The sequence below is a fragment of the Pseudonocardia alaniniphila genome (genome assembly GCF_022524485.1).
GTDB lineage: Bacteria > Actinomycetota > Actinomycetes > Mycobacteriales > Pseudonocardiaceae > Pseudonocardia > Pseudonocardia alaniniphila.
On the sequence record NZ_JAKXMK010000006.1, the window covers coordinates 335,850 to 358,014 of the forward strand.

Here is a 22,165-nt window from a genome sequence, read left to right on the forward strand (position 1 = left end):
CGGTGGCCCGCGACTACTACGAGACGCTCGGGGTGTCGCGTGACGCGGGCCCCGAGGAGCTGCAACAGGCGTTCCGGCGGCTGGCCCGGCAGAACCACCCCGATGTCAACAAGGATCCGGGCGCCGAGGAGCGGTTCAAGGAGGTCAACGAGGCCTACCAGGTGCTGTCCGACCCGGAGATGCGCAAGCGCTACGACCGCTTCGGCGAGGACTTCCGACAGGTCCCGGAGGACTGGGAGGAGCGCGTCGGTGCCGGCGCGGGCCGGTCCCCCTTCGGCGGCGGAGGCGGCGGTCGCAGCTACACCTGGTCGGGAGGTGGCGGCGACGGTCCCGATTTCGGCGGAAGGGACTTCGGCGGTGGCTTCGGGGGCGTCGACATCGAGGACCTCCTTGGTGGGATGTTCGGCGGCGGCCGTGGCCGGGGACGTGCAGGCCCGGTGGGGGGCGCCGACCAGGAGGCGGAGCTTCAGCTCACCGTGGAGGAGGCCTACCGCGGCGGCCGCAGGCAGATCACCCTCAACGGCCCGGACGGACCACGCACGTACACGGTGACGATCCCGCCCGGTGTCACCGACGGCAAGCGGATCAGGCTGTCCGGCGAGGGCGGCCGCGGGATGGGTGGCGGCCCGGCAGGCGACCTCTACCTCGTGGTCCGCCTGCTGCCGCACCCCCGGTTCCGGGTCGAGGGCAAGGACATCGTGGTCGACCTGCCGCTGGCGCCGTGGGAGGGCGCCCTCGGAGCGGATGTCCCGGTCACGACGCCCGATGGTGAGACCAAGGTGACCGTCCCGCCGGCTACATCCACCGGCCGGCGGCTGCGCCTTCGCGGACAGGGCATGCCCGACCCGCGCGGCAAGCCGGGTGACCTCTACGCCCAGGTCAAGATCATGGTGCCGTCCCGGCTCACCGATCGGGAGCGCGAGCTGTTCTCCGAGCTGGCCGCGGTGTCCACGTTCGATCCGCGCCGCCCCGGTTCCGAGCGGAGCAGGGGAAGCCGATGACCGTGCCGTATTTGCCTGTCCGCTACCCGCGGTCCCGGGGAGCAGGAAGCGACCGGCTGCGCCAGGAGGAGTTCGCCCGGCTCTGCGGTCTACACCCGGACCTCGTCCGGCGGTTCGTCGCGCTCGGCCTGGTGCCGGCCGCGCGTGATGCCGACGGATGTCTGTGGTTCACCAGGTCGCAGGTGGCCGCCGTCGCCCGGCTGCAGCGGCTGCGGGCCGCGCTGCCACTCAACTACGCGGCGCTCGGACTCGTCGTCGACCTGCTCGACCGCATCACCGAACTGGAGACCGAGCTGCGCATCCGGGGGCGTACCGAACCCGTGCGCCCGCCTCCAGGCAACGAGCCCACCGACAGCGACCAGACGCGGAGCACGCAATGGACCTGAACCGCCTGACCCAGATGTCCCAGCAGGCACTCTCGGCCGCGCAGGATCTCGCGACGCGGGCCGGCCACACCGAGGTCGACGGCGAGCACCTGCTGCTCGCGCTGCTCGACCAGACCGACGGGCTTGTACCCCGGCTGCTCGCCGCCATGGGCGTAGACGAGCGGGCCCTGCGCTCGGATCTGGAGGCCGAGCTCTCCCGCAAGCCGCGGACCACCGGCCCGGCCACCCAGCCGGGGCAGGTCACGGTCACCCAGCGGCTGGCCCGGGCGCTCGACGCCGCCGAGCGCGAGGCCCGCCGGATGAAGGACGAGTACGTTTCGGTCGAACACCTGCTCGTCGCGCTCGCCGAGGAGGGTTCCGCGACCGGGGCGGGGCGGGTGCTCGCCAAGCACGGCGTCACCCGCGACGCTTTCCTCTCCGCGCTGACCAGGGTGCGTGGCAACCAGCGCGTCACCTCGGCCACACCCGAGGGAACGTACGAGGCGCTCGTGAAATACGGCATCGACCTCGTCGAGTCGGCGCGTTCGGGCCGGCTGGACCCGGTGATCGGCCGCGACGCCGAGATCCGCCGCGTGGTGCAGATCCTGTCGCGGAAGACGAAGAACAACCCGGTGCTCGTCGGCGACCCCGGCGTCGGCAAGACCGCGATCGTCGAGGGCCTGGCTCAGCGCATCGTGAACGGCGACGTGCCAGAGGGCCTGCGCGACCGGACGATCTTCGCCCTGGACATGGGCCTGCTCGTGGCCGGTGCGAAGTACCGCGGCGAGTTCGAGGAGCGGCTGCAGGCCGTGCTGGCCGAGGTCAAGGGGGCCGAGGGCCGGATCCTGCTGTTCGTCGACGAGCTGCACAACGTGGTGGGGGCCGGCGCCGCGGAAGGCGCGATGGACGCCGGCAACATGCTCAAGCCGATGCTCGCCCGCGGCGAGCTGCACATGATCGGCGCGACGACGGTGCAGGAGTACCGCAAGCGCGTCGAGTCCGACGCCGCGCTGGAACGCCGCTTCCAGCCCGTCTCCGTCGACGAGCCGAGCGTCGAGGACACGGTGTCGATCCTGCGCGGGCTGCGCGAGCGGCTCGAGGTCTTCCACGGCGTCCGGATCCTGGACGGGGCCCTGATCGCTGCAGCGACGTTGAGCCATCGCTATCTCACCGACCGGTTCCTGCCCGACAAGGCCATCGACCTCGTGGACGAGGCCTGCGCCCGGCTGCGCACCGAGATCGACTCGATGCCCGCCGAGCTCGACGAGATCACGCGCAAGGTGATGCGGCTGGAGATCGAGGAGGCCGCGCTCTCGAAGGAGGAGGACCCGGCGTCGATCGCCCGGCTCGACCAGCTTCGCAAGGAGCTGGTGGACCTGCGCAGCCAGGCCGACGCCATGCGCGCCCAGTGGGACGCGGAGCGGCAGGCGATCAAGCGGGTGCAGGAGCTGCGCGCGGAGCTCGAGCAGGTGCGCCGTGACGTCGAGGAGGCGGAGCGGTCCTACGACCTCAACCGGGCGGCCGAGCTGCGCTACGGCAGGCTCGCCGAGCTGGAGCACAAGCTGGAGGCGGAGGAGCAGCGGCTCACCGAGAAGCAGGGCGAGCACCGCCTGCTGCGCGAGGTGGTCACGGGCGAGGAGATCGCCGAGATCGTCTCGGTGTGGACCGGGATCCCGGTGTCCCGCCTGACCGAGGGGGAGCGGGAGAAGCTGCTGCGCCTCGATGAGGTGCTGCACCAGCGCGTCGTCGGTCAGGACGAGGCGGTGCAGGCCGTCGCGGACGCGATCATCCGCGCCCGTTCCGGGGTCAAGGACCCCCGCCGGCCAACCGGTTCGTTCATCTTCCTGGGCCCGACCGGCGTCGGGAAGACGGAGCTGGCCAAGGCGCTGGCCGAGGCGCTGTTCGACTCCGAGGACAACATGGTCCGGATCGACATGAGCGAGTACCAGGAGCGGCACACGGTGTCGCGGCTGGTCGGTGCTCCGCCGGGGTATGTCGGCTACGAGGAGGGCGGGCAGCTCACCGAGGCCGTGCGGCGTCGTCCGTACGCCGTGGTGCTCTTCGACGAGATCGAGAAGGCGCACGCGGACGTGTTCAACACGTTGCTGCAGGTGCTCGACGACGGCCGGCTCACCGATGCGCAGGGCCGCACCGTCAACTTCCGCAACACCGTGATCATCATGACGTCGAACATCGGGTCGCAGTACCTGCTGGACGGCGTCACCCCGGACGGCCAGCTCAAGCCCGAGGCCCGTGATCTCGTGCTGGCCGAGCTGCGGAGCCACTTCCGGCCCGAGTTCCTCAACAGGGTCGACGACACGGTGCTGTTCACCCCGCTCACCCTGGGCGAGATCGAGCACATCGTCGAGCTGATGCTCGACGAGCTGCGCAACCGGCTCGCGGATCGCAACATCACGCTCGAGGTCAGTGAGGAGGCTCGCCGCTTCGTCGCGCGCGAGGGCTACGACCCGGTCTACGGAGCCCGGCCACTGCGGCGGTTCATCGCGAGCGAGGTGGAGACCCGTATCGCCCGGGCCCTGCTGCGCGACGGGGTGATCGACGGCTCGACGCTGCGGGTCGAGGTCGAGGGAAACCAGATCGTCGTCACCCATCAGATGGCGGGAGCGCAGTCGTGAGTGCGCCGGCAACCCCGCGGACGAGTGTGATCGCCTGCCCGAACTGCGGGCGGCGCAACCGGGTGCCCGCCGTAGCCGAGAGCGTGCCGAAATGCGGGAGCTGCCACAGCCTCCTGCCGTGGATCGCCGACGCGGGCGACGACGACTTCGCCGAGGTCGCGGAGCGGTCCCCCGTCCCGGTGGTGGTGGACCTCTGGGCAACGTGGTGCGGGCCCTGCCGGATGGTGAGCCCCGCGCTGGAGCAGCTGGCCACCGAACGGGCCGACGACATCAAGCTGGTGAAGGTCGAGATCGACGCCGCGCCCCGGCTGGCGCAGCGCTTCGAGGTGCGCGCGGTGCCGACGTTGCTGGTCATGCGCGACGGGGAGGTGGTCGCCCGCCAGGCCGGCGCCGCGCCGGTGCCGGCGTTACGCACCTGGCTCGACCAGGCGTTGCGGCCGAAGGAGGACGGCAGATCATGAGCGTGCGCGGGAGACTCTGGCAGCTGCCACTGCGGCTGCCGACCGGCGCCTACATGCTCGACGCGGGCGTCTCCAAGTGGGACGCCGACGAGGCGACGGCAAAGTACCTCCACGACTTCACCGCGGGCACCTATCCGGTCGTCACGTCGATCGAGCCTGCACAGTTCGTCAAAGCGGTGTCGGCCGGTGAAATCGCGCTCGGCACCATCCTGTTGGCGCCGTTCGTCCCCGGCAGGCTGGCCGGCGCCGGGCTGACCGCATACGCCGCAGCGCTGCTCGGGCTCTACGTGAAGACCCCGGGGGTGCGCAGGCCGGGCACCCCGTTCCCGAGCAAGGACGGCATCGCGCTGGCGAAGGACTCCTGGCTCCTCGGGATCGGGCTGGCGCTGCTGTTCGGGCGGGCGTCGGATGGAGGCTCGCTGTGACCGCTGCCTGGGGCCGTGTCGGACAGGATCCGCACCTGACCTTCGTCCGCGACGACGTCGTGCCGCGCACTCCGGAGGGCTGCGAGGACTGTCTGCGGATCGGATCGCCGTGGGTACACCTGCGGCTGTGCCTGACCTGCGGGCACGTGGGGTGCTGCGACTCGTCGCCGAACCGGCACGCCCGCGCACATGCCGGGCTCGTGGGCCACCCGATTATCCGGTCCTTCGAGCCGGGCGAGAACTGGCGGTGGTGCTACGTCGACGAGGCGTTGGCATGACGGCGCCCACCGCCCGAAGTGGCAGCCACGGAGTCGAGGAGCTGCTCGCGAACGTGCCGCACGGCGAGACCCCCGACCTCTCCGGGGGGTACCCCCGGCTCGAGGAGTCGCGGATCCGGTCCCTGGAGACGCTGGGCGAATGTCGGCCCACGTCGCGCGGCGAGGTGCTCATCGCGGAGGGCGAGCCGGAGACCATCTTCTACGTGGTTCTCTCCGGCCGTGTCGCGGTGGTCGAGGCGTTCGGATGCACCGATCAGCGGGTGGCCCGCGTGCACGGATCAGGGCGTTTCCTCGGCGAGCTCGGTGTGCTGACCGGGCAGGTCGCGTTCTTCACCAGTGTCGTCGTCGACCTGGGGGAGGCTCTCGCGATCCCGACCGACCGCCTCCGCGCGTATGCGGCGGCCGACCCCGCCTTCGGCGACCAGGTGCTGCGTGCCTACCTGATACGGCGCTCGCTGGCCCTCGGTGAGGGGATCGGGTTCCGGATCGTCGGGTCCCGGTACTCGGCCGGCACGCGGAAGCTGCGCGAGTTCGCCGCCCGCAACCGCCTCCCGCACCGGTTCGTCGACCTCGAGACCGATCCGTCGGCCGAGCGGCTACTCCGCGAACTGGGGGTAGGCCCCGAGGAAACGCCGGTCGTGCTGTACCAGAACCGGCTGCTGCGCAACCCGTCCATCGCCGAGCTGGCTGCGATGTTCGGGCTGCGGGAGCTCGACGCGAAGGAGGAGGTCTGCGACCTGGTGATCGTCGGCGCCGGACCCGCGGGGCTCGCGGCCGCGGTCTACGGGGCGTCGGAGGGGCTCGACACCGGGGTGCTCGAGGCCATCGCCGCGGGCGGGCAGGCCGCCCGGACGTCGCGGATCGAGAACTACCTCGGCTTCCCCGCCGGCATCTCCGGGGGCGAGCTCGCGGAGCGCGCGGCGCTGCAGGCCGAGAAGTTCGGTGCCAGGCGGACCGTGCCGGCAGAGGTCGTGGGCCTGGAGCAGCGCGACGGCGAGTACGCGCTGCGGCTCGCCGACGGCGGTGAGGTGCTCGGGCGCTCCGTCATCGTCGCAACCGGGGTGCGGGTCCGCAGGCTTCCGGTGCCCCGGATGGAGGAGTTCGAGGACACCTGCGTCTACTACGCGGCCACGCCGATCGAGGCCCAGCAGTGCGTCGGTCACCCGGTGGTGGTCGTCGGTGGCGGCAACTCGGCGGGACAGGCGGCTGTGTTCCTCGCCGACCACGCCGCTGAAGTCCACCTGGTGGTCCGGGAGCCCCGGCTCGACGAGCAGATGTCCCGCTACCTCGCCGACCGGATCATCCGCGATCCGCGCATCCAGGTGCTCCTGCACACCGAGGTCCGGGAGCTTCAGGGCGAGAACGGCAGGCTCGAGGCTGTGGTCGTCGAGGACACCGCGACCGGGGAGCGGCAGCGCCTGCCCGCTCGTGACCTCATGGTGTTCATCGGCGGTGACCCGTGCACGTCGTGGCTCCCGGAGTCGGTGGCCCTCGACTCGGGTGGCTACATCCTGACCGGATCGGCCGCGGGCCGTGCGCGGGCCGCGGAGGAGACCAACGGACGCGCCCCCGCGTTCCTCGAGACCACCCTGCCCGGCGTGTTCGCGGCGGGGGACGTCCGGAGCGGATCCATCAAGCGGGTTGCCTCGTCGGTGGGCGAGGGCGCCATGGCAGTGCGCCTGGTGCACGAGCACCTGGCGACGACACGGTGACAAATGGGCTCGGAGGAGAAGGCATGACGGACGTGACCGGCGTGACCGGGATACCGGAGTTCAAGCGGTTCTTCCGCTCGGCGGGGCGCGTCGACGTCGACAAGGACGATCTGCGACGGTTCTGGGCGTTCGTCGACCAGAAGATCGACGACATCGCGATCGCCGGCCGCAACTCCGCCAGCTGGAACGGCCGGGACGTCATCGCGCCGCAGGACCTGCCGATCACGAAGGGCCTGCAGGAGCGGATGCGCGAGTTCGACAAGCTCGACGAGGCCGACGAGATCCGGCAGCTGCTGCGGGGCGCGGTGCGCCGGCCCCCCGCCGACGTGACGTTCAGCGAGGAGACCGAGGACATGCTCCCCGAGGTCTTCGGGGGAATCAGCATCGCGCTGGCCCGGTCGTTCCGGATCGTCGACCCCCATGTCACGAACCCGTCGACCGAGCACTGGGAGCGCGGGTTCGACCTGTTCCGGATGCTGCTCTAGGAGATCACCGTCCAGGCGGCAACCCCTTGTCGCTGACGCCGTCGGGCGCACGCCGATATCGAGGCGTGCGCCGGCGAGAGACTCCAGTTGCAGCGGTAGCAGCCGGTAGGCGGATCGACCTTCGTGCCCTGCACACAGGCGAGGGTCAGGAGCGTGCACAGCGCAGGTTCGGGTCAAGCGCCGGCGACATCCACCCGGTGAGGCGCGAGTCCCTCCCGAACAACGCCATGAACCATGGTGCCCCCGCGGCGTCCACAGGGCAGTCGGAATGCTCGGGGTCCTCGATCCGCAGTGCATCGAGATCGCGCGCTGGCCTCCATCGCCCCGCAGAGCACGGGGTCAGGAGTGGAGATCCGCGGGTTGGAGGGCCGCCAGGCCTGCATGCGCTGGGCAGACGGGCTGTCGTCGACCGGTTCGCCGCAGTGGTACCGCTGCGGGATCCGCTGCCCATCCACGGACGCCTCCAGGTCGAAGCAGGTGGACCAATCCGACCGGCCGGGGATCACGACCCGGAGCGTGAAGGTTCCGGTGGCGACCACCAGGTTGCCGGACGCGATGCCCATGGCACTGCAGTGGTCGCCTCGGCTCGACCGTGTGAACGACATCGTCCTCCTTCCGACCTCGACGTGGACGGGCTCCGCACCCGCTACCGAAGCTGTGCTGCCGGGACGAGCTGACGGACCCGACCTGGTGCCGCCGGGACGGTTCGCGCTGGCGCGCACGTGGCGCAGGATCACGAGAACCGACGGGTGCTCCGGCCGGCCCACCTTCCGTCGGATCACTGCATCGCTGTTCGAGGCGGAGGACAACCCGTGAACGAATCCCATGAGGTCGTCGTGGATGAGGTGCCGTCGTCGGACGCGACGCCCCATCCGGTGGGCGTCCGCAGGATCCGATGCGACCACGCGACGCACGTTCGGCTGCCCGCCGAGGCGGCCGAGTACACCGTCGCGGTCCCGTTGAACGGGGCGGTCGAGGTCACGCACCGGACGGGCACGCTCGGCGCCGACTCGGGCCGGGCGGTCGTGGTCCGGCCCGAGACCGACATCGGCATGTCGTGCGGGGAGCACTTCTCCTGCTACGCGGTCACGATCGAAACGAGCGAGTTGCAGGACGTGCTGGAGCGACGGGTCGGCCACACGGTTCGCCGGCCGCCCGAACTGGCCGTGAGCCTGGATCTGCGGAGCCCGGCCGGTCGAGCTTGGGCCGATCTGATCCGGTTGCTGGTCGCGTCGCCGCTGCTGCGTCACCCGTTGCTGGCCGCCCCGGCTCAGGAGACGCTGGTGGCTCGGTTGCTGCTCGCCCTCGACCACGAGTACCGCGACGAGCTCGAGGCGCCGGTGCACTCGTGGGGTCCCGGGCCGGTGCGCCGGATGATCGACCTGATCGAGGCCGACCCACGGCGCCCCCACACGGTCGCGGAGCTCGCCGACGTCGCCGGGGTGAGTGTGCCCGCTCTGCTGCAGTGTTGCCGCCGCCACCGGGGCCTCTCACCCGCCGAAGAGCTGCGCTCGGTTCGGCTGGCACGCGCACGCCGTGAGTTCGAGCAGGCGGACGCGGGGTGGACCAGCGTGGCCCGCGTGGCATCGAGCTGGGGGTTCATGAACGGGGAGCGCTTCGCCGACGACTTCGAGAACCGCTACCGGGAGCCGCCGTGGCTGACGCTGCGCGGGCCCGCCTACGCGTGAACCGCGTCCCGTCGCCTCCGGTCCTCAGCTCTTCCGCGTGCGGGCCGCCCACAACAGGTGCCGCACACGGGGAGCTGTCCTGGGCGCGATGAGGCGCCGCGCTCCCTCCTCGGCGTCACGGTCCATCGCGGTGCCGCGCTCGAGGTGCTGGCGCAGATGCTCGGTCCAGTTGGCCACGGTGAAGGCTTCCAGGAAAGACTCCGGGTCCTCGACGTCGCGGAACTGGCCCACAGGCGCGCGCCCGTGCGACGTCGAGCGCGGCCCACCGGCACCATGGCGTCGACGAAATCGGGAGCGCGCTCCGTGGGCACCCCCCACTCGACCGTCACGAGTACCCGCCCGGCACGGGGGAAGAACACCTCCGGTGGCTCGGGCGGGTGCCGCACAGTGGTGAGGTCGGGGGCCGCAGCGGCGAGGCGGAGAAACCGCCGGACCACGGGCACGGTGGCGGCGAGCTCCGCCGCGGCGCCCGTGAACGCGGTCGTCGTGCCCCACCACTCCGCGATCGCGCCCCACAGCACGCTGCCCACCGCCTGGCGGCCCATGACCACGAGCTGGTAGTACGCCAGCGCACGGGCCTGCGGCCAGTCCGGCAGCAACACCTGTGCCCTGGCGTCGAGGGTGGAGATTACCGCGACCCACCCGATTCCGGTGACCACCATCGCGGCGGCGACGATAGGACGACCCGGCGTTCCCGCTCGGACAACACGTCGATCAGCGGGATGCCAACTCCCGGTTCTCAACGAGCGCGACGCCCGGGTCGAGGCTGCGCATCGCGGCGGCGAAGGCGAACTGCCCAGACCAGCGAGGGCAGCCGTGACGGCGAACGCGAGGATCTCGATCCCCAGCACCCGCAGGCGCGTGAACCTCTCAACGACGATCGGAGGGCCTCAGCCGACTTTGGTAGTCGGCCACGCGCTGCGCCACCTGCTCGGTCAACCGGTGCACCTGGTCCAGCTGCGCCAGGGTCCTCCGCATGCCGATATCCCAGGTCTCGCGCAGCTCCTTCAGCGCACACCGCGTCTCGTCGATCGCAACGGTCAGCTCATCACGCGCGCGGGGCCCCACTCTTCTCGGCACCTCCAGGTGTGGGAGTGCAGCATGCCGCCGAGCAGCGCGCCGCCGATGAGCAACGCGGCCGAGCTGATGATCAACAGTGGCCCCGGCCACTGTCATTTTAGTGGCGCCGTCGGACTGTCGTTCTACTGTCGTTCAACACCTCACCGCTAGGTTGCATCTGACCAGCTTGTTCGCGGTCACTCCACCCGCGGGTAGGCCTGCCTCCGCAAGATCGATGAGCCTAGTTCCGAGGCCGTCACCTGCGGCAATCTCGATCCAGCGGATCTGCTGCCGGATCAGAATCCGGCCAAACCCTGCGGACTGTTCAGCGGAATACTCACCTCGGTGACCTCTTTCAGGGAGTCGTCCGGCTGTACGGCATAACCCACCAGCTTTGCCGCGTTCCCGAAGATCTGATACAGATAAGCACCGTCAGGCGTCAGGAAACTGTCAGTCGGACCACCGGTTACATTGCCGTTGAGCGCGCGGAACTTGCCGCTTCCGGGAACCGCCGCGCTGGCCGGATCCTGCGCAACAGTCAGCGCGTTGCCATTGATGTGATAGCTCACGATATAGCTGTACCCGAAGACGGTGGCAAATATAGACCGATCGTCCGGAGAAACTGACAACCAGCACATCTCAGTTGGCTTGCCAGCGTCCGTGTTTATTGCCACAACCGAGCCGAAGGAAAGTCGGCCCGCCTCGTCGACGGTTCCCATGACCACTCCGTCACCAACGGCCGCGCCAACGACGAACGTGTCGGGCCGATTGTGCAGGAAGGCGATGAAAAACGGGGATCCGGCGTGCGCATCATAGAACGTTGGCGTCCCGAGCGCGCCGTCCTCACCTACCGGGAATGCGATGATACCGTCGGGGTCCGGCGCGTTCGTAGCGAGGGATTTGGGATTTCCATCGGCCCCGTGGAGCCAGAGGATGGCCGAGCCGTCCGGATTCGCGGTGGGCGGTTGGTCGAACACGGTGCCGACGAGGAGGATCGTCTCGTCAGGCGAGAGACTGAGCATGGTCGAGACACGATCGGTCTTGTCGTGAGTGTTCACCGAGTACCGTTCCACGCGCGGGGTGAGCAGACCATCGCGGTCGACGGACATCAGTCGCACGTGGTCAGGTCCGAACGCGTGCAGCACGAACAGTGTACGGCTCGACGGGGCGTAGGCGAGCGATTTCGCGGTCCCGCTCGGCCCCACCACGGCGTTCCCAGTCGGCTTGACGTCCAGGAGTGCGAGTCCGCCGTCTTCGTCGACGCTTAAGCTGGATACCGTGTTGTCGCCGCCGTTGGTGACGAACAGAAACTTTCGATCCGATGTGAGGATGACGCTTCTCGCACTCTCGAAGCCACTCGGCGCGGCGGCCTGGCCACTGATCGGGCTGAACTCCCCCGCTCCGCTGCCGCCCGTGCGGACACGCTCTACCTCCCTGATGTCACCGTCGGCGGAGCGGGAGTAATGGATGACAACATTCTGCTTCTCGTTCGTCTGCATGTAGATATGACCGGACCGCGATTCCCGGTCGGTACGTTCACTCATTGTCGTGCTCTGCTGATCCGACATCTCTAACTCCCCGTGTCCGGTTCGGCCGGTATATCGGCCGCAGGTCGGATGGACATACAGCGGAACCGCTTCGTCGTCGAGCGGTTGGCTGTTCCCGCAAGATTACACCCGGTCGCGCACGCACCTCTGACTGTCACCAGCTCCGATAGTTGTTGGTTGAGCTTCGGGTCCCGCGCGTTTCTCCGGTTTTGGGTCGAAAAGGGGGCATCGTGGTCGCGGACTGTCGTCGAAACCCGCAGGTATTGACGCCGTGACCAGAGTTTTTTCGATACCTGCACGCCGGGTAGGCACGGGGCGTATCCCGCGGCGCCACCGAAACGCACCCGGTGGCCGACAGCTCGTCCCGGTCGAGCTCGTCGTACCGGCTGAGTTACCGGAGGTCACCTTCGGGAAGGCTCGGGCACGTCCAATCCAATCGGCGGTCCATTGGAGATGGTGCGCTTGTGGGACACGTGCACCTTCGGCGCGCAGTGGCGTCGTGCGCAGTATCGTGCCGGTCCCGGCCGCGGGAAGGATCCTCGGAAGCGGAACGGGGATTCTGGGCAGTCGGGTTCCCTGGATCACGGCGAGCGGGCCGGCTCGGGGTTGCGCGGCCGTCCAGGACGACCGGCAGAGCCCGTCAGGCCTGGGCGGTGGGCCGGACGATGACCTCGTTCACGTCGGTGCGCAGGTGGGCGGCCTCTCCCCCGCCATCGGTGATGCGGCCGGCCAGAGCCTCCAGCCGCTCCGACCCGCGCGCCCCGAATACGACCCTCGCGCCACCGCCGCTACGACGGCGTCTTCATGGGCTTCTGGATCTCACACGTGCCCTGGAACCGCTTCTCGGACTTCTGGACTCGTGTCGATCACAGTCTGCGTCCCGGCGGCCGAGTGCTGTTCGTCGACGACGCCTTCCGCACCGAGGAGGAGCTCATAGAGGGAGAGGCTTCAACGACCATCCAGCGCCGACTAGGCGACGGCACCCCGCATCGCGCGGTGAAAGTGCCTCACAGCCCCGAGAGACTCGAGCGGGAGCTTGCGGCGCTGGGATGGAACATCCAGGTGCACCCGACCAGCGGACCCTCCTACCGGAGAACAGGCGGACGGAGCTCCGACTGACACGCTTGTGGGCTTTGTCGTAGCGGCGCCGTTGTTAGTCGTGGCGCTTGTAACGCTGTGAATCGGATAACATCGATCGGCCATCGACGAGGCCTCGCCGGGACATCGTGCAACAACCTGCGCACGGGAGCCACGATGAGCTATGACGATCGCCACCCCGTCCGCTCTGATACCGCGACGGACCCGACGGTGTATGCCGTAAGTCATCCCACAACGAGCAAGTTACGCATTTCGAGATCTGCCACGCGGGCGGCGACGCGCTTAGGATCGGATTAGCTTCCGACGTATGAGCTCTTGCACAAAACAACACTTGGAGAAGTCTGTGACTGCAGTCAGACCCGCGAGGACAAGCGTCGTTCAGCTGGACGCGGACGACGAGAGATCGTGGTGGGCCCTTGAGAAGGATTCCATTCTTGCAGCGCTGGCCGACCACTACAGCGGCGAGGTCGCAGGTGAGGCCCTGATCCCACCGCGGGAACCGGCGGACCTGCGCACCCGATTTCAAGAGGCCGCTCCACGCCTGACCGCTCTTACAGAGCGGATTCGCAGGACGTTCGATGAGGACCAGCCCGCCGCGGTGATGATTCCGAAGCTCGGCCTGAACGCGGCGGGCGTCGACGAGAAGCGCAAGGGAACCTTCGCACTCGCCGTGCTGCTGGGCGACCCCACTGCGAACATTCCGTTCGACAACGTACTCTGGGACGTCAAGAACAAGAGTGGTGAGAAATCCGGCCATGCGAGCTTCTCGGAGAGCGATCGCAAGGCGGTCTATCACACCGACAGCGCATCCCTGCCCATCCCGGAGCACTTCTTCTTTCTGTACGCCGTACGCGCTGCGAACTGCGGAGGCGGAATCTCGCTACTGCGCGACGGACGGATCCTCAAGCAGCAGCTCGAGCAGACCTCCGAGGGTCGTGAGGCAGTTCGAGTGCTCAGCCAGACAAAGCTCCCGAAGCGGATGCCCGAAGCGTTCAAGAAGCACGCCGACGTCGCAGACGACGGAAACTTCTACGCGCCGGTCATCTCCGACGTGGAACCGATGTGGCGCTGGCGAGAGAAGGGGCTCCGGAAGGGCCTCGCCGCCAACCCAGAGTACGATACGCCGGAGGTACGACAGGCCTTGACGACCTTGACCGACCTGCTCGACAACGGCACGGACGAGATTCGGACGGTGATTCCCACCGACGGCATCCTGATCGTCGACAACCACATCACGCTGCATGGGCGCACGGCGTTCACCGATCCCGAGCGCCACCTCCTGCGCTTGCGCTTCCACAAGCCCGGCACACTGTGACCGCGTAGCCGCCCCGGTTGTCCGGGGTGTCGACGGTGATGAGGGAGCGTGCGATCGCTTGCCCGGACGCGCCGTGGAGCCGAGCTCGTGATCAGTGATACCGGGATCTGTCTGGGTGGCTCTGACGGTCCGCCGGAAGTCGGAACCGCAGGGCCACCCGCTGGTCACCAACAGAGAGGCGTCAGCGGAGGATGATCAGGCGGCGCGGTATGAGCCAGGGGCAGCCGGCGTCCTGGCTCGTCTCGCGCGCATCGGCGGGGCTGAACACGAGGAATACTGCGCGTTCAGATATTGACCTTCACCGGCAGCGTGAGCCCGGTGATGTCTCACCCCCCTGACCCCTTCCCCGCGTGAGTCAGTAGTACGTCATCAGCCGTCATTCGCCCCGGCACGTGAGCCCTGCTGATTCACGTCGCGGTTCGACGATCCTCAGTTCAGAACCAAGCGCGCGCGTCGCACGTAGCCGTGGTCTACGCGCGACGCGCGGCTGTCCCGTCCCGCTAGTCTTTCCGATCATGCGAGCCCTCTTCCCAAGATCCTTCGACCCGGTCACTCGAGGACACCAGGACGTTCTCCGCCGCGCCGCGCCCCTGTTCGACGAGGTCGTCGTCTGCGTGATGTTCAATTCGAACAAGACTGGCCGCTTCCCGACCGCCGAGCGGCTGGACCGGCTCCGCACGGCGGCAAATGGCCTGAGCAACGTCACGATCGACTCCCACGTCGGTGGCCTGCTGGTCGACTACTGCCGCCGAGTCGGAATCGACGTCGTCATCCGCGGAGTCCGCAACAGTCACGACCTGGACTACGAGATGCCGATGGCCTACATGAACCACGAACTAGCCGGAATCGAAACGTTCTTCATCGCCGCAGACCCCGCCCAGGCCTACATCTCCTCCACCCTCGTCACCGCGATGACTCAACAAGACCTTCTCTGAACTGAGGTTTCATCGCGACCGGATAGTGATCTTCACCGCCAACCACGCCCATCCGGTCATGTCACTGCCCCACCAGTACATCATCGGAATCTCCTCACTACGTGGTGCCGATTCTCCGATCAGGTCATCCTGCGCTGTGTGGGCACGACAGGATCAGAGGACGAGGTCCCTTCCGCCGCCACAGGACCTTGCTGCCGCTTCCCTTCCTCGAATCGCCAGGCCACACGTCCTCCGAGCCGGCGAAGCGAGGCTGCCTCTCCACCTCCTTGCTCGACAACCCACGAGATCGCACAGGGGGAATCCGCCCAGCTGTTGACCCCTCCCCCGGCGCGAGGGCCGAGCGCTGTTTCTTCACCTGCAACGAGGCGCCCCATCGTCTTTTCCCGATGAGGCCACCGGCTCGAGAGGGGTGAATCATGCTCGCGAAGCCGGGCGGGGGTTGGCAACGACATTCGTCGTCCCCTGCTCGAGCGTGCCGATACGCACATTGCTGAAGTCGTGAACCACTCCGTCGACATCCGCCCTACCTATACGAGTACCGCTGTGGTCACGGACCACTCCGTCCGCCGCAGCCGTGCCGATCCTCACTCCGCTGAAGTCATACATGCTGCGCTCAGCACCCCTCTCCTGCTCGATCACCTTGCGCGTCGACCCCAACTCTCGGCCGACACCGGCGGCACCGGGACGGGTCGAAGGATGTGCGACACGGGGGCGAGGGTCCTTCGGGGGACAGCGACGACCGGGCGCACTGGTCGTCTACGCCGCGCTACGCCTGATCGACGTGAACGAGTTCCGCCGCTTCGCCCGCATCCACCGCTCCGAACCGGCCCTCGCGCTGGCGACCACCATCGCGGTGCCGGCCATCAGCGTGCGTTACGGGGTGCTCGTCGTCGTCGGCCTGTCGATCCTCGACCGGCTGCGCCGCGTCCGGCACCCGCACGACGGGATCCTCGGATTCGCGCCGGGATGCACGACATGGACGGCTACCCGGCCGCGACGACCGTGCCGGGGGTCGTCGGCCACCGGTACGACGCGCCGCTGTGTTTCGCCGACGCCGAGAACTTCCGGTGCCGTGCACTCGCCGCGGTGGACACCGCCGCACCGCCGGCTCGATGGGCTGCTGCTCAACACGGGATGAGACAGCCGGCGCCCTGCGTGGCGCGTCCGCACACGTCAAGCCGGCCGAAGCCGAACGTGCCCGGTCGTCGATCTGGATCCGCCGTGCCACGATGGGACGATGGCGGGATCGGTGGATCTTGCAGGTGGCTCGGGCTACGGCGTCCCGGGGTCGCGCGGCCGGGCGAGTCCGCTCGACGTGCTGAAACTGGCGGGTGCGCCGTTGCCGCTGACGATTCCTGCCCGGATCTACGTCTGCGGTATCACTCCTTATGACGTGACGCATCTGGGCCACGCTTCGACGTTCGTGTGGGCCGATGTGATCGGGCGAGTGGTCCGCATGACGGGTGTCGACACGGTTGTCACGCGCAACGTCACCGACGTGGATGACGTGTTGACGCGCACGGCCGCCGAACGCGGTCGCCCCTATGACGAGTTCGGCCTCATGCAGGAGTACTACTTCGACCGGGACATGCGTGCGCTCCACGTCCGGGCCCCGACGCACACCCCGCATGCACGCCATCACATCGAGCACGTGGTCAGGTTGTCATCGGCGCTACTGGCGGCGGGTGCTGCATACGAACGCGACGGGCACGTGTTCTTCCGCGGCGCCGACGTGCCGAGCGCGGTGGGCTTGCCGAGGGACGAAGCGTTGGCGCTGTCGTCGGAGTACGGGGACCGGCCGGACGACGACCTGCGGGACGACCCGTTCGACGTTGCCGTCTGGCATCCCGCCGCCAGCGGCGATCCGGCGTGGCCGAGCCCGTGGGGAGCCGGGCGTCCGGGCTGGCATGCGGAGTGTGCAGCGATGGCGCTCGCCACGCTCGGCGGCGTCGTGGATGTGCTCATCGGGGGCGCCGACCTGGCGTTCCCGCACCACGCGTACCAAGTTGCGTTGGCTCGGGCCGCCCTAGGCGTTACCCCGTTCGCGAGGCGAGAGGTCCGGGTGGGAACGGTCGGCCTCGACGGACTCAAGATGGCCAAATCCACGGGGAACCTCGTGCTGATCAGCGATCTCTTGCGTGACGCATCGGGTGCAGCCGTACGTCTCATGCTGCTGGACAGACGGTGGAACGAGGCATGGGACTATCAGCCGAACGCGCTCCAGGATGCGTCACGGCTGCTGGAGGATCTGTACACAGCAGCCGGCAGTCGTGGTACATCCGCAGCTGCGGTCACCGGAGTACGCGCCGCCCTTCTCGACGATCTCGACGTGCCGACCGCCGTTCGGATCGCGGTCGAGGCAGGCGGGGACGCCGCCCGCCAGGTCATCCGCACGCTCGCGCTGCAGTAGCACCCCCGACGGCCGGCCCTTGTGCGCGCCCTCGTGGTGACGCTCCGGCCAGGGTGGTCGCGGGGTCCGAGCCCACGACAACTGGCGTGGCATCCGGCATGAACAACGGAACGCATTCGGACTCGCCCGCGCGTCCCTGACGCCCGCTAGGCTGCCCCGTCCCGTGATGCCGTCGGTCCGGAGCCGCGCCGCAGGGCTTGCAGCTCGACGATCCGCTGGAGATCGGACGAGGTGATGACACCGGCGACGCGGCCGCCCTGCTCGACGACGAGCACGTCGCGGCCCGGCGCGATCGGTCGCTCCAGCGCTCGCTCCAGCGGGGTTTCCGCGTCGAGCCTGTGCTCGGGCGGCAGCGGCCGGGCCACGGCCTGGACGGTTGTGGTGAACCGGGACGCCGGGTCGACCGCAGCGAGATCGGTGAGGCGCAGGACGCCGACGGGCCGCCCGGAGAAATCCATCACGGGGAACACGCGGTGCCGGGGGCTGTCCGGGGCGAGCATCCGGTCGATGAGCGCCTGTACCGTCCACCAGCCTTCAGCCACCGCAGGTTCCCTCGACATCACATCAGCGGCCGTCAGGCCCTGGAGGCGCTCGGCGAGCACGCCATGGACGCGCTCTGCACCAGCCGCGAAACCGAGGAACCCACCGACCAACAGGAGCCAGAGCCCATCCGAACGGCCCCTGAGTACCAGGAAGATCCCCAGTGCGGCGAGCAGGCCACCCAGGATCTGGCCGGCGCCGGCAGCAGCCCTGGTGGCGCGCTCACGATCACCGGTGGCCCACCAGATCACACCATGGAGGACACGGCCCCCGTCCAGCGGACTCCCGGGGAGCATGTTGAACACACCGAGCATGACGTTCACTGTTGCAAGCCAGGACAGGACCGCACCGATCAGAGCGGGTGCTCCGAGCCACGTGGTCGCCCATGCCACACCAGCGAAGAGGCCGGCCAGCGCGAGGCTTGTCAACGGGCCGACCAGAGCGATGCGAATCTCGGCAGCGGCTCGGGCCGGTTGCTGCTCCAGCTCGGAGACCCCGCCGAGTAGCCACAGCGTGATCTGCCGGACGGCCAGCCCGGCGCGGCGCGCGACGAGTGCGTGAGCGAGTTCGTGCGCCAGCAAGGAGAGCACGAGCACCAAGGCCGCCACCGCGCCGGCAAGCACGTACACCGCCGGCACCCTGCCCGGCACCAGCACCGGCAGCACCGTCACCGCCAGCAGGTCTCCGAGAACCATGACGCCGACGAGCGCCGACCAGTGGGCGCCGACACGGATCCCGCAGATACGCCCGAACGACACCGTTGCCCGCATTGCGCCTCCCGCTCTGCACCTGCTCATCCGACGGACGGCCGCGCGCACGATGGTCGGCCGCGGCGGGCCAGATCGGCAGGGCCGGAAGGGCGCCGCCGACAGGACGCTTGACCTGAAACCGAACGGATTGCGTCCGTCCGCGCCGCTGAAACGCCGAGCGGCGCCCTGCTCGTCGTCCGGATCATCGGGATCTCACAACATCACGCCGGCCCGCGCCGTGGGCCGCCGGCGCCAGATCGCTGCGACGTCGAACGCGATGATCGCCCGAGGAGGCAGAGCGACACGCCGCCATCACGCTGCGCCACCTGCGCGAGGCCAAGTGCGTCTGGTCTCCGGGCTGCGCTGCTGCGGCGGCCCTCCTCAAGGCTGGCGGGAGGTGGCGGTAACCGGACGGGCCAGGGGCCCGGGGCCCGCGCCGAAGGGCATCGGGGACACCACTGCGAAACCTGTCCCGAGCCGAGGAGGGGTCAGTGGCGAAGGAGCACGGACTCCAGTGGCCGGCGCGGGGTGGGTGCCAGCGCGAGCCCGCTTGTGGCCCATCCGATGCGGATGACGAGCTGCGGCACAGCACGAGGCATTCGCAGGACACGGGACGCCAGCTGCCGGCGGGTATGGGCCACCTCGAGGGCATGGCTGAGCGGGGTTGTGGCCAGCCGGTGGCGGGTGGCCGCGAGCAGGACCGCGCTGGTCGCCTCGCCGGCACGCAACTGGTCGAACATGCTGTCCTCGGCGGTGGTGAGTACCAGCAGCGTCGAGCCGTCCTGATCGGGCTCACTCGGATACGCGGGGCTGGTGAGGCGTCCCGGAGGGAACGGGCGCATGCCTACTCCCAGGGGTTGTGCACCCGTGGCGGGACGAGATTCCGGGGGTACACCGTCGCGTGCGTCGCTGTAGCGCCGTGTCCAGATCGTGAGCTCTGCGCTGTAGCCGGGGATGTGGCGCTGCTGGGACGCGGCCTCTACGAGCACGGCGATCAGCTGTTGTCGCGAGGCGTCGTCGGTGACGGAGTGCAGCACCGTTCCGTTGGCCGTGGCGTTGGCCGCGAGGTCCGCGAGGATGCTCGCGAGGACCGGCTGGGCGCTGAACCGGCGCCGGTCGGTATGGCGGAGCTCGATCGCCCGTGCGAGCTCGGCGTCCACGGACTCGGGCGATCCAGGCCGGAGATGAACCGTCGCCAAGTGGTCGCTGTTATCCGGGTTGGGCAGTCGGTCGACGCTTGCCACGAGGCCTGCCGCGGCGAGGGCGACGCGGAGGTGGTGCAGCGCGGCTCCACAGCTGATGATCAGGTCGCGCTGGTCTGGGTCGGTATCGACGAGGTGGCGGGCGCGATCGGCGTACAACTCGACACCGACGTCGGTAAGACGCCACCGCCAGGGTTGGGTGTTGTGAACAGACGGCGCCCGCTGCGCTCTCTGCAAGGCGCCCCAGAGGCCCGCGGAAGTCCTCATCTGCGTACTCATGGGCGTACAGTGCCTCATCTCGAGGTGATCAAACCAAGGCCTAAAGTCCCGGCGCACCTGGCCGATTCGTCCCGAGCCTGAGGTCCTTACGCTGATCCGGATCGGATGGGAGAGGAGCGCAACTCCCGCCCTTCCGCAGGACTGGAAGAACAGGCCGACAGTAGGATTTCGCTGTCAGGCCGGGCAGACACCCCACAGTCCGCGGCCGGCGGCGCGGGCTTCGGCCTCGGCGGCGACAATGGCTGGGTACTCGGTCACCGGCCGGCGGTGAAAAATGTAGGCACGGGCGGCGCCCGCTCTCGCGGCGAGGACGGAGTAGTTGGAGCCGTCAGCCAAGTATACGTAGCCCAGGACGCGCCCGTATCGGTCGAAGGCGTCTTGCGTGGTGTCAGTGACGACGGTGACCTGCTTGTTCAGCAGCGTGGTCCTGGCGAACCGAGTGGCTTCCGGTCCCCAACACTGCGCAGGCAGTTGCGGGTTGCGGTCCTCCGGGCTGTTGATCCCGAGGACTCTCACCTTGATCCTCGACCCGAGCGAGTCTCTGACGTGCACCGTGTCACCGTCAGGGACGAAGATCACCTTCCCTACCACCTCGGGCCGCGCGGACGCCGGCACGGCGAAGGCCGACGCGCCCAGCGCCACGCCGCCGCCGGGCGGGCCGGCAACCGCTCCGACAGCGCCGGACACGAGTGCGACCGACGCGATCAGGGCGAGTCCAAGGCTGCGACTCATACCAACGGCTCGCTGATCGCGACCGAAACGTTGCGGCGCCCGGTCCATCTGGACGAGAAACTGACTATCCAGAATTTCCTCGTATTCGGTCGTCGTATGAGGCAGGCCACTCCCCTGTACGCCCACGAAATCGCAGTCGACTGTCACAGGCGCGAGGCGCCATCTCGTCTTCAGTAGGTGCGGTGACGCCAGGACGTCGGCAGGAGCAATTGGGAGCAATCATGACCATGAAGCGTTCGCGCTGTACCGGTTTGCCGCGATGGAACTGAGGGACGGACAGCGGTTCCTGGGACGGACGGCGCTGGTGACGGGTGGGTCCTCGGGCATCGGGCTGGCTGCTGCGTGCCGGCTGGCGGCCGAGGGCGCCGGCGTGTTCCTCGTGGGCCGCGACCCCCGCAAGGTCGTCTCGGCCATCGAGGCGGCGCGGGCCGCGGCGCTTCCCGGCGTAGCCGTAGACGGCGAGGCGGCCGACGTCACGGACCCGGCTGCGATGGATGAGGCGGTCGCCTCGGCCGCGCGCATCGGCCGGCGCCTGGACGTCCTGGTCGCCGCGGCGGGCATCGACGGCGAGGGGAAGGACGTGCTCGAACTGGATCCGGACGTGTTCACGCGGGTCCTCGACATCAACGTCCGGGGCCTGCTGCTGGCGACGCAATCGGCCGCCCGGGCCATGAGCGCGGATGGGGAGGGTGGGTCCGTCGTGCTCGTGGCCAGCGTCAACGCGTTCCAGACGGAGCGGCGCTTCGCGGATTACAACACGTCCAAGGGAGGCGCCGTGCTCTTGGCGCGGAGCCTGGCGCTGGATCTCGCCGACCGGCGGATCCGGGTCAACGCCGTGTGTCCCGGCTACGTCCGCACCCCGATGACCGAGCCGTCTCTCGCGGACCCCGCCACACTGTCGGAGATCCTGGCGCACATCCCGCTCGGCCGCGTCGCCGAGCCCGACGAGATCGCCGCGGCCATCGCCTTCCTGGCCTCGGACGAGGCCGCCTACATAACCGGTTCAGCCGTCGTCATCGACGGCGGGAGGTCGGCATGAATCGGAAAATGCCCGATTCCGCCCCGTGAGCTGCGCCGACAAGATCGGGACGTCCCCCTAACTTCGTTTTACCAGGTCGAGATGGGAGTTCTACATTGTCGAAGAATATGATGATTCGCCCGTCCGGGGAGTCCATGCTCCGCCGACTCGACCTGCGCGCCGCGCCCCTACCCCGCACCGCCGATCTGCGTGGGCTGTTGCCACGTGCC

Annotated in this window: 21 protein-coding genes and 1 pseudogene; 16 read left to right on the forward strand and 6 right to left on the reverse strand. The window is 68.9% G+C overall.

Annotated features, from left to right (window positions below):
- Positions 1-2: 2 nt before the first annotated feature.
- The 10 genes from MMF94_RS08365 to MMF94_RS08410 all read left to right on the forward strand — a co-directional run bounded on the left by MMF94_RS08365 (position 3) and on the right by MMF94_RS08410 (position 9,051).
- Positions 3-1,001: a DnaJ C-terminal domain-containing protein gene (locus tag MMF94_RS08365; protein ID WP_241035717.1), complete on the forward strand. Its 999-nt coding sequence runs from the start codon at positions 3-5 to the stop codon at positions 999-1,001.
- Complete coding sequence (locus tag MMF94_RS08370; RefSeq protein ID WP_241035718.1) at positions 998-1,387, forward strand: chaperone modulator CbpM; 390 nt, start codon at positions 998-1,000, stop codon at positions 1,385-1,387. Before MMF94_RS08365 ends, MMF94_RS08370 begins: the two co-directional genes overlap by 4 nt.
- Positions 1,378-4,002, forward strand: a complete 2,625-nt coding sequence (gene clpB / locus MMF94_RS08375; protein WP_241035719.1) for an ATP-dependent chaperone ClpB — start codon at positions 1,378-1,380, stop codon at positions 4,000-4,002. The genes MMF94_RS08370 and clpB overlap by 10 nt, the downstream gene beginning before the upstream one ends.
- Positions 3,999-4,463, forward strand: a complete 465-nt coding sequence (gene trxA / locus MMF94_RS08380) for a thioredoxin (RefSeq protein ID WP_241035720.1) — start codon at positions 3,999-4,001, stop codon at positions 4,461-4,463. The genes clpB and trxA overlap by 4 nt, the downstream gene beginning before the upstream one ends.
- Entirely contained in the window at positions 4,460-4,888 is a 429-nt protein-coding gene (locus tag MMF94_RS08385) for a hypothetical protein (protein ID WP_241035721.1), read from the forward strand. The genes trxA and MMF94_RS08385 overlap by 4 nt, the downstream gene beginning before the upstream one ends.
- Positions 4,885-5,166, forward strand: a complete 282-nt coding sequence (locus MMF94_RS08390) for a UBP-type zinc finger domain-containing protein (protein WP_241035722.1) — start codon at positions 4,885-4,887, stop codon at positions 5,164-5,166. The genes MMF94_RS08385 and MMF94_RS08390 overlap by 4 nt, the downstream gene beginning before the upstream one ends.
- Positions 5,163-6,878 (forward strand): FAD-dependent oxidoreductase, encoded by a 1,716-nt coding sequence (locus tag MMF94_RS08395; protein ID WP_241035723.1) that lies wholly within the window; start codon positions 5,163-5,165, stop codon positions 6,876-6,878. Before MMF94_RS08390 ends, MMF94_RS08395 begins: the two co-directional genes overlap by 4 nt.
- Before the next feature lie 23 nt (positions 6,879-6,901).
- Positions 6,902-7,363, forward strand: coding sequence for a DUF1931 family protein (locus MMF94_RS08400; protein ID WP_241035724.1), 462 nt, complete (start codon positions 6,902-6,904; stop codon positions 7,361-7,363).
- 516 nt (positions 7,364-7,879) lie between these two features.
- Complete coding sequence (locus MMF94_RS08405) at positions 7,880-8,179, forward strand: hypothetical protein (protein ID WP_241035725.1); 300 nt, start codon at positions 7,880-7,882, stop codon at positions 8,177-8,179.
- Positions 8,176-9,051: an AraC family transcriptional regulator gene (locus MMF94_RS08410; RefSeq protein ID WP_241035726.1), complete on the forward strand. Its 876-nt coding sequence runs from the start codon at positions 8,176-8,178 to the stop codon at positions 9,049-9,051. The genes MMF94_RS08405 and MMF94_RS08410 overlap by 4 nt, the downstream gene beginning before the upstream one ends.
- Before the next feature lie 24 nt (positions 9,052-9,075).
- Here MMF94_RS08410 and MMF94_RS43720 read toward each other — a convergent pair.
- From MMF94_RS43720 to MMF94_RS08425, 3 genes and pseudogenes are all read right to left on the reverse strand, one after another.
- Positions 9,076-9,713: pseudogene (locus MMF94_RS43720) on the reverse strand (MFS transporter).
- A 208-nt stretch (positions 9,714-9,921) separates the two neighbouring features.
- Positions 9,922-10,119, reverse strand: coding sequence for a hypothetical protein (locus MMF94_RS08420; protein ID WP_241035728.1), 198 nt, complete (start codon positions 10,117-10,119; stop codon positions 9,922-9,924).
- 287 nt (positions 10,120-10,406) lie between these two features.
- On the reverse strand, positions 10,407-11,678 hold the full coding sequence (locus MMF94_RS08425; RefSeq protein ID WP_241035729.1) for a lactonase family protein: 1,272 nt from the start codon (positions 11,676-11,678) through the stop codon (positions 10,407-10,409).
- 870 nt (positions 11,679-12,548) lie between these two features.
- Between MMF94_RS08425 and MMF94_RS08430 the strand changes: the two genes are divergently transcribed.
- The 5 genes from MMF94_RS08430 to MMF94_RS08450 all read left to right on the forward strand — a co-directional run bounded on the left by MMF94_RS08430 (position 12,549) and on the right by MMF94_RS08450 (position 17,415).
- A complete protein-coding gene (locus MMF94_RS08430; RefSeq protein WP_241035730.1) occupies positions 12,549-12,776 on the forward strand; it encodes a hypothetical protein in 228 nt (75 codons plus the stop codon).
- Positions 12,777-13,098: 322 nt separating this feature from the next.
- The gene (locus MMF94_RS08435; protein ID WP_241035731.1) at positions 13,099-14,070 is read left to right on the forward strand and encodes a TauD/TfdA family dioxygenase; all 972 of its coding nucleotides are present in this window, start codon (positions 13,099-13,101) and stop codon (positions 14,068-14,070) included.
- Positions 14,071-14,585: 515 nt separating this feature from the next.
- The gene (gene coaD, locus MMF94_RS08440; protein WP_241035732.1) at positions 14,586-15,005 is read left to right on the forward strand and encodes a pantetheine-phosphate adenylyltransferase; all 420 of its coding nucleotides are present in this window, start codon (positions 14,586-14,588) and stop codon (positions 15,003-15,005) included.
- Between the two features lie 781 nt (positions 15,006-15,786).
- On the forward strand, positions 15,787-16,143 hold the full coding sequence (locus tag MMF94_RS08445; RefSeq protein WP_241035733.1) for a hypothetical protein: 357 nt from the start codon (positions 15,787-15,789) through the stop codon (positions 16,141-16,143).
- A 99-nt stretch (positions 16,144-16,242) separates the two neighbouring features.
- Positions 16,243-17,415 (forward strand): cysteine--tRNA ligase, encoded by a 1,173-nt coding sequence (locus MMF94_RS08450; protein WP_241035734.1) that lies wholly within the window; start codon positions 16,243-16,245, stop codon positions 17,413-17,415.
- A 146-nt stretch (positions 17,416-17,561) separates the two neighbouring features.
- Here the strand turns inward: MMF94_RS08450 and MMF94_RS08455 are convergent, their stop codons facing one another.
- The 3 genes from MMF94_RS08455 to MMF94_RS08465 form a co-directional block, all read right to left on the reverse strand.
- On the reverse strand, positions 17,562-18,725 hold the full coding sequence (locus MMF94_RS08455) for a site-2 protease family protein (RefSeq protein ID WP_241035735.1): 1,164 nt from the start codon (positions 18,723-18,725) through the stop codon (positions 17,562-17,564).
- Positions 18,726-19,192: 467 nt separating this feature from the next.
- A complete protein-coding gene (locus tag MMF94_RS08460) occupies positions 19,193-20,185 on the reverse strand; it encodes an Acg family FMN-binding oxidoreductase (RefSeq protein WP_241035736.1) in 993 nt (330 codons plus the stop codon).
- 174 nt (positions 20,186-20,359) lie between these two features.
- Positions 20,360-21,064: a thermonuclease family protein gene (locus MMF94_RS08465; protein ID WP_241035737.1), complete on the reverse strand. Its 705-nt coding sequence runs from the start codon at positions 21,062-21,064 to the stop codon at positions 20,360-20,362.
- Positions 21,065-21,176: 112 nt separating this feature from the next.
- On the opposite strand from MMF94_RS08465, the gene MMF94_RS08470 reads away from it, so the two are divergent.
- Positions 21,177-21,956 (forward strand): SDR family NAD(P)-dependent oxidoreductase, encoded by a 780-nt coding sequence (locus MMF94_RS08470; protein WP_241035738.1) that lies wholly within the window; start codon positions 21,177-21,179, stop codon positions 21,954-21,956.
- Positions 21,957-22,165 lie beyond the last annotated feature (209 nt).

Bases quoted from the DNA above. Each gene is read 5' to 3' on its own strand.
- MMF94_RS08470 (WP_241035738.1), top strand. From the start codon at position 21,177: ATGGAACTGAGGGACGGACAGCGGTTCCTGGGACGGACGGCGCTGGTG.
- MMF94_RS08385 (WP_241035721.1), top strand. From the start codon at position 4,460: ATGAGCGTGCGCGGGAGACTCTGGCAGCTGCCACTGCGGCTGCCGACC.
- MMF94_RS08460 (WP_241035736.1), bottom strand. From the start codon at position 20,185: ATGAGTACGCAGATGAGGACTTCCGCGGGCCTCTGGGGCGCCTTGCAG.
- MMF94_RS08450 (WP_241035734.1), top strand. From the start codon at position 16,243: ATGGCGGGATCGGTGGATCTTGCAGGTGGCTCGGGCTACGGCGTCCCG.
- MMF94_RS08400 (WP_241035724.1), top strand. From the start codon at position 6,902: ATGACGGACGTGACCGGCGTGACCGGGATACCGGAGTTCAAGCGGTTC.
- MMF94_RS08425 (WP_241035729.1), bottom strand. From the start codon at position 11,678: ATGTCGGATCAGCAGAGCACGACAATGAGTGAACGTACCGACCGGGAA.
- MMF94_RS08395 (WP_241035723.1), top strand. From the start codon at position 5,163: ATGACGGCGCCCACCGCCCGAAGTGGCAGCCACGGAGTCGAGGAGCTG.
- MMF94_RS08455 (WP_241035735.1), bottom strand. From the start codon at position 18,725: ATGCGGGCAACGGTGTCGTTCGGGCGTATCTGCGGGATCCGTGTCGGC.
- clpB (WP_241035719.1), top strand. From the start codon at position 1,378: ATGGACCTGAACCGCCTGACCCAGATGTCCCAGCAGGCACTCTCGGCC.
- MMF94_RS08370 (WP_241035718.1), top strand. From the start codon at position 998: ATGACCGTGCCGTATTTGCCTGTCCGCTACCCGCGGTCCCGGGGAGCA.
- coaD (WP_241035732.1), top strand. From the start codon at position 14,586: ATGCGAGCCCTCTTCCCAAGATCCTTCGACCCGGTCACTCGAGGACAC.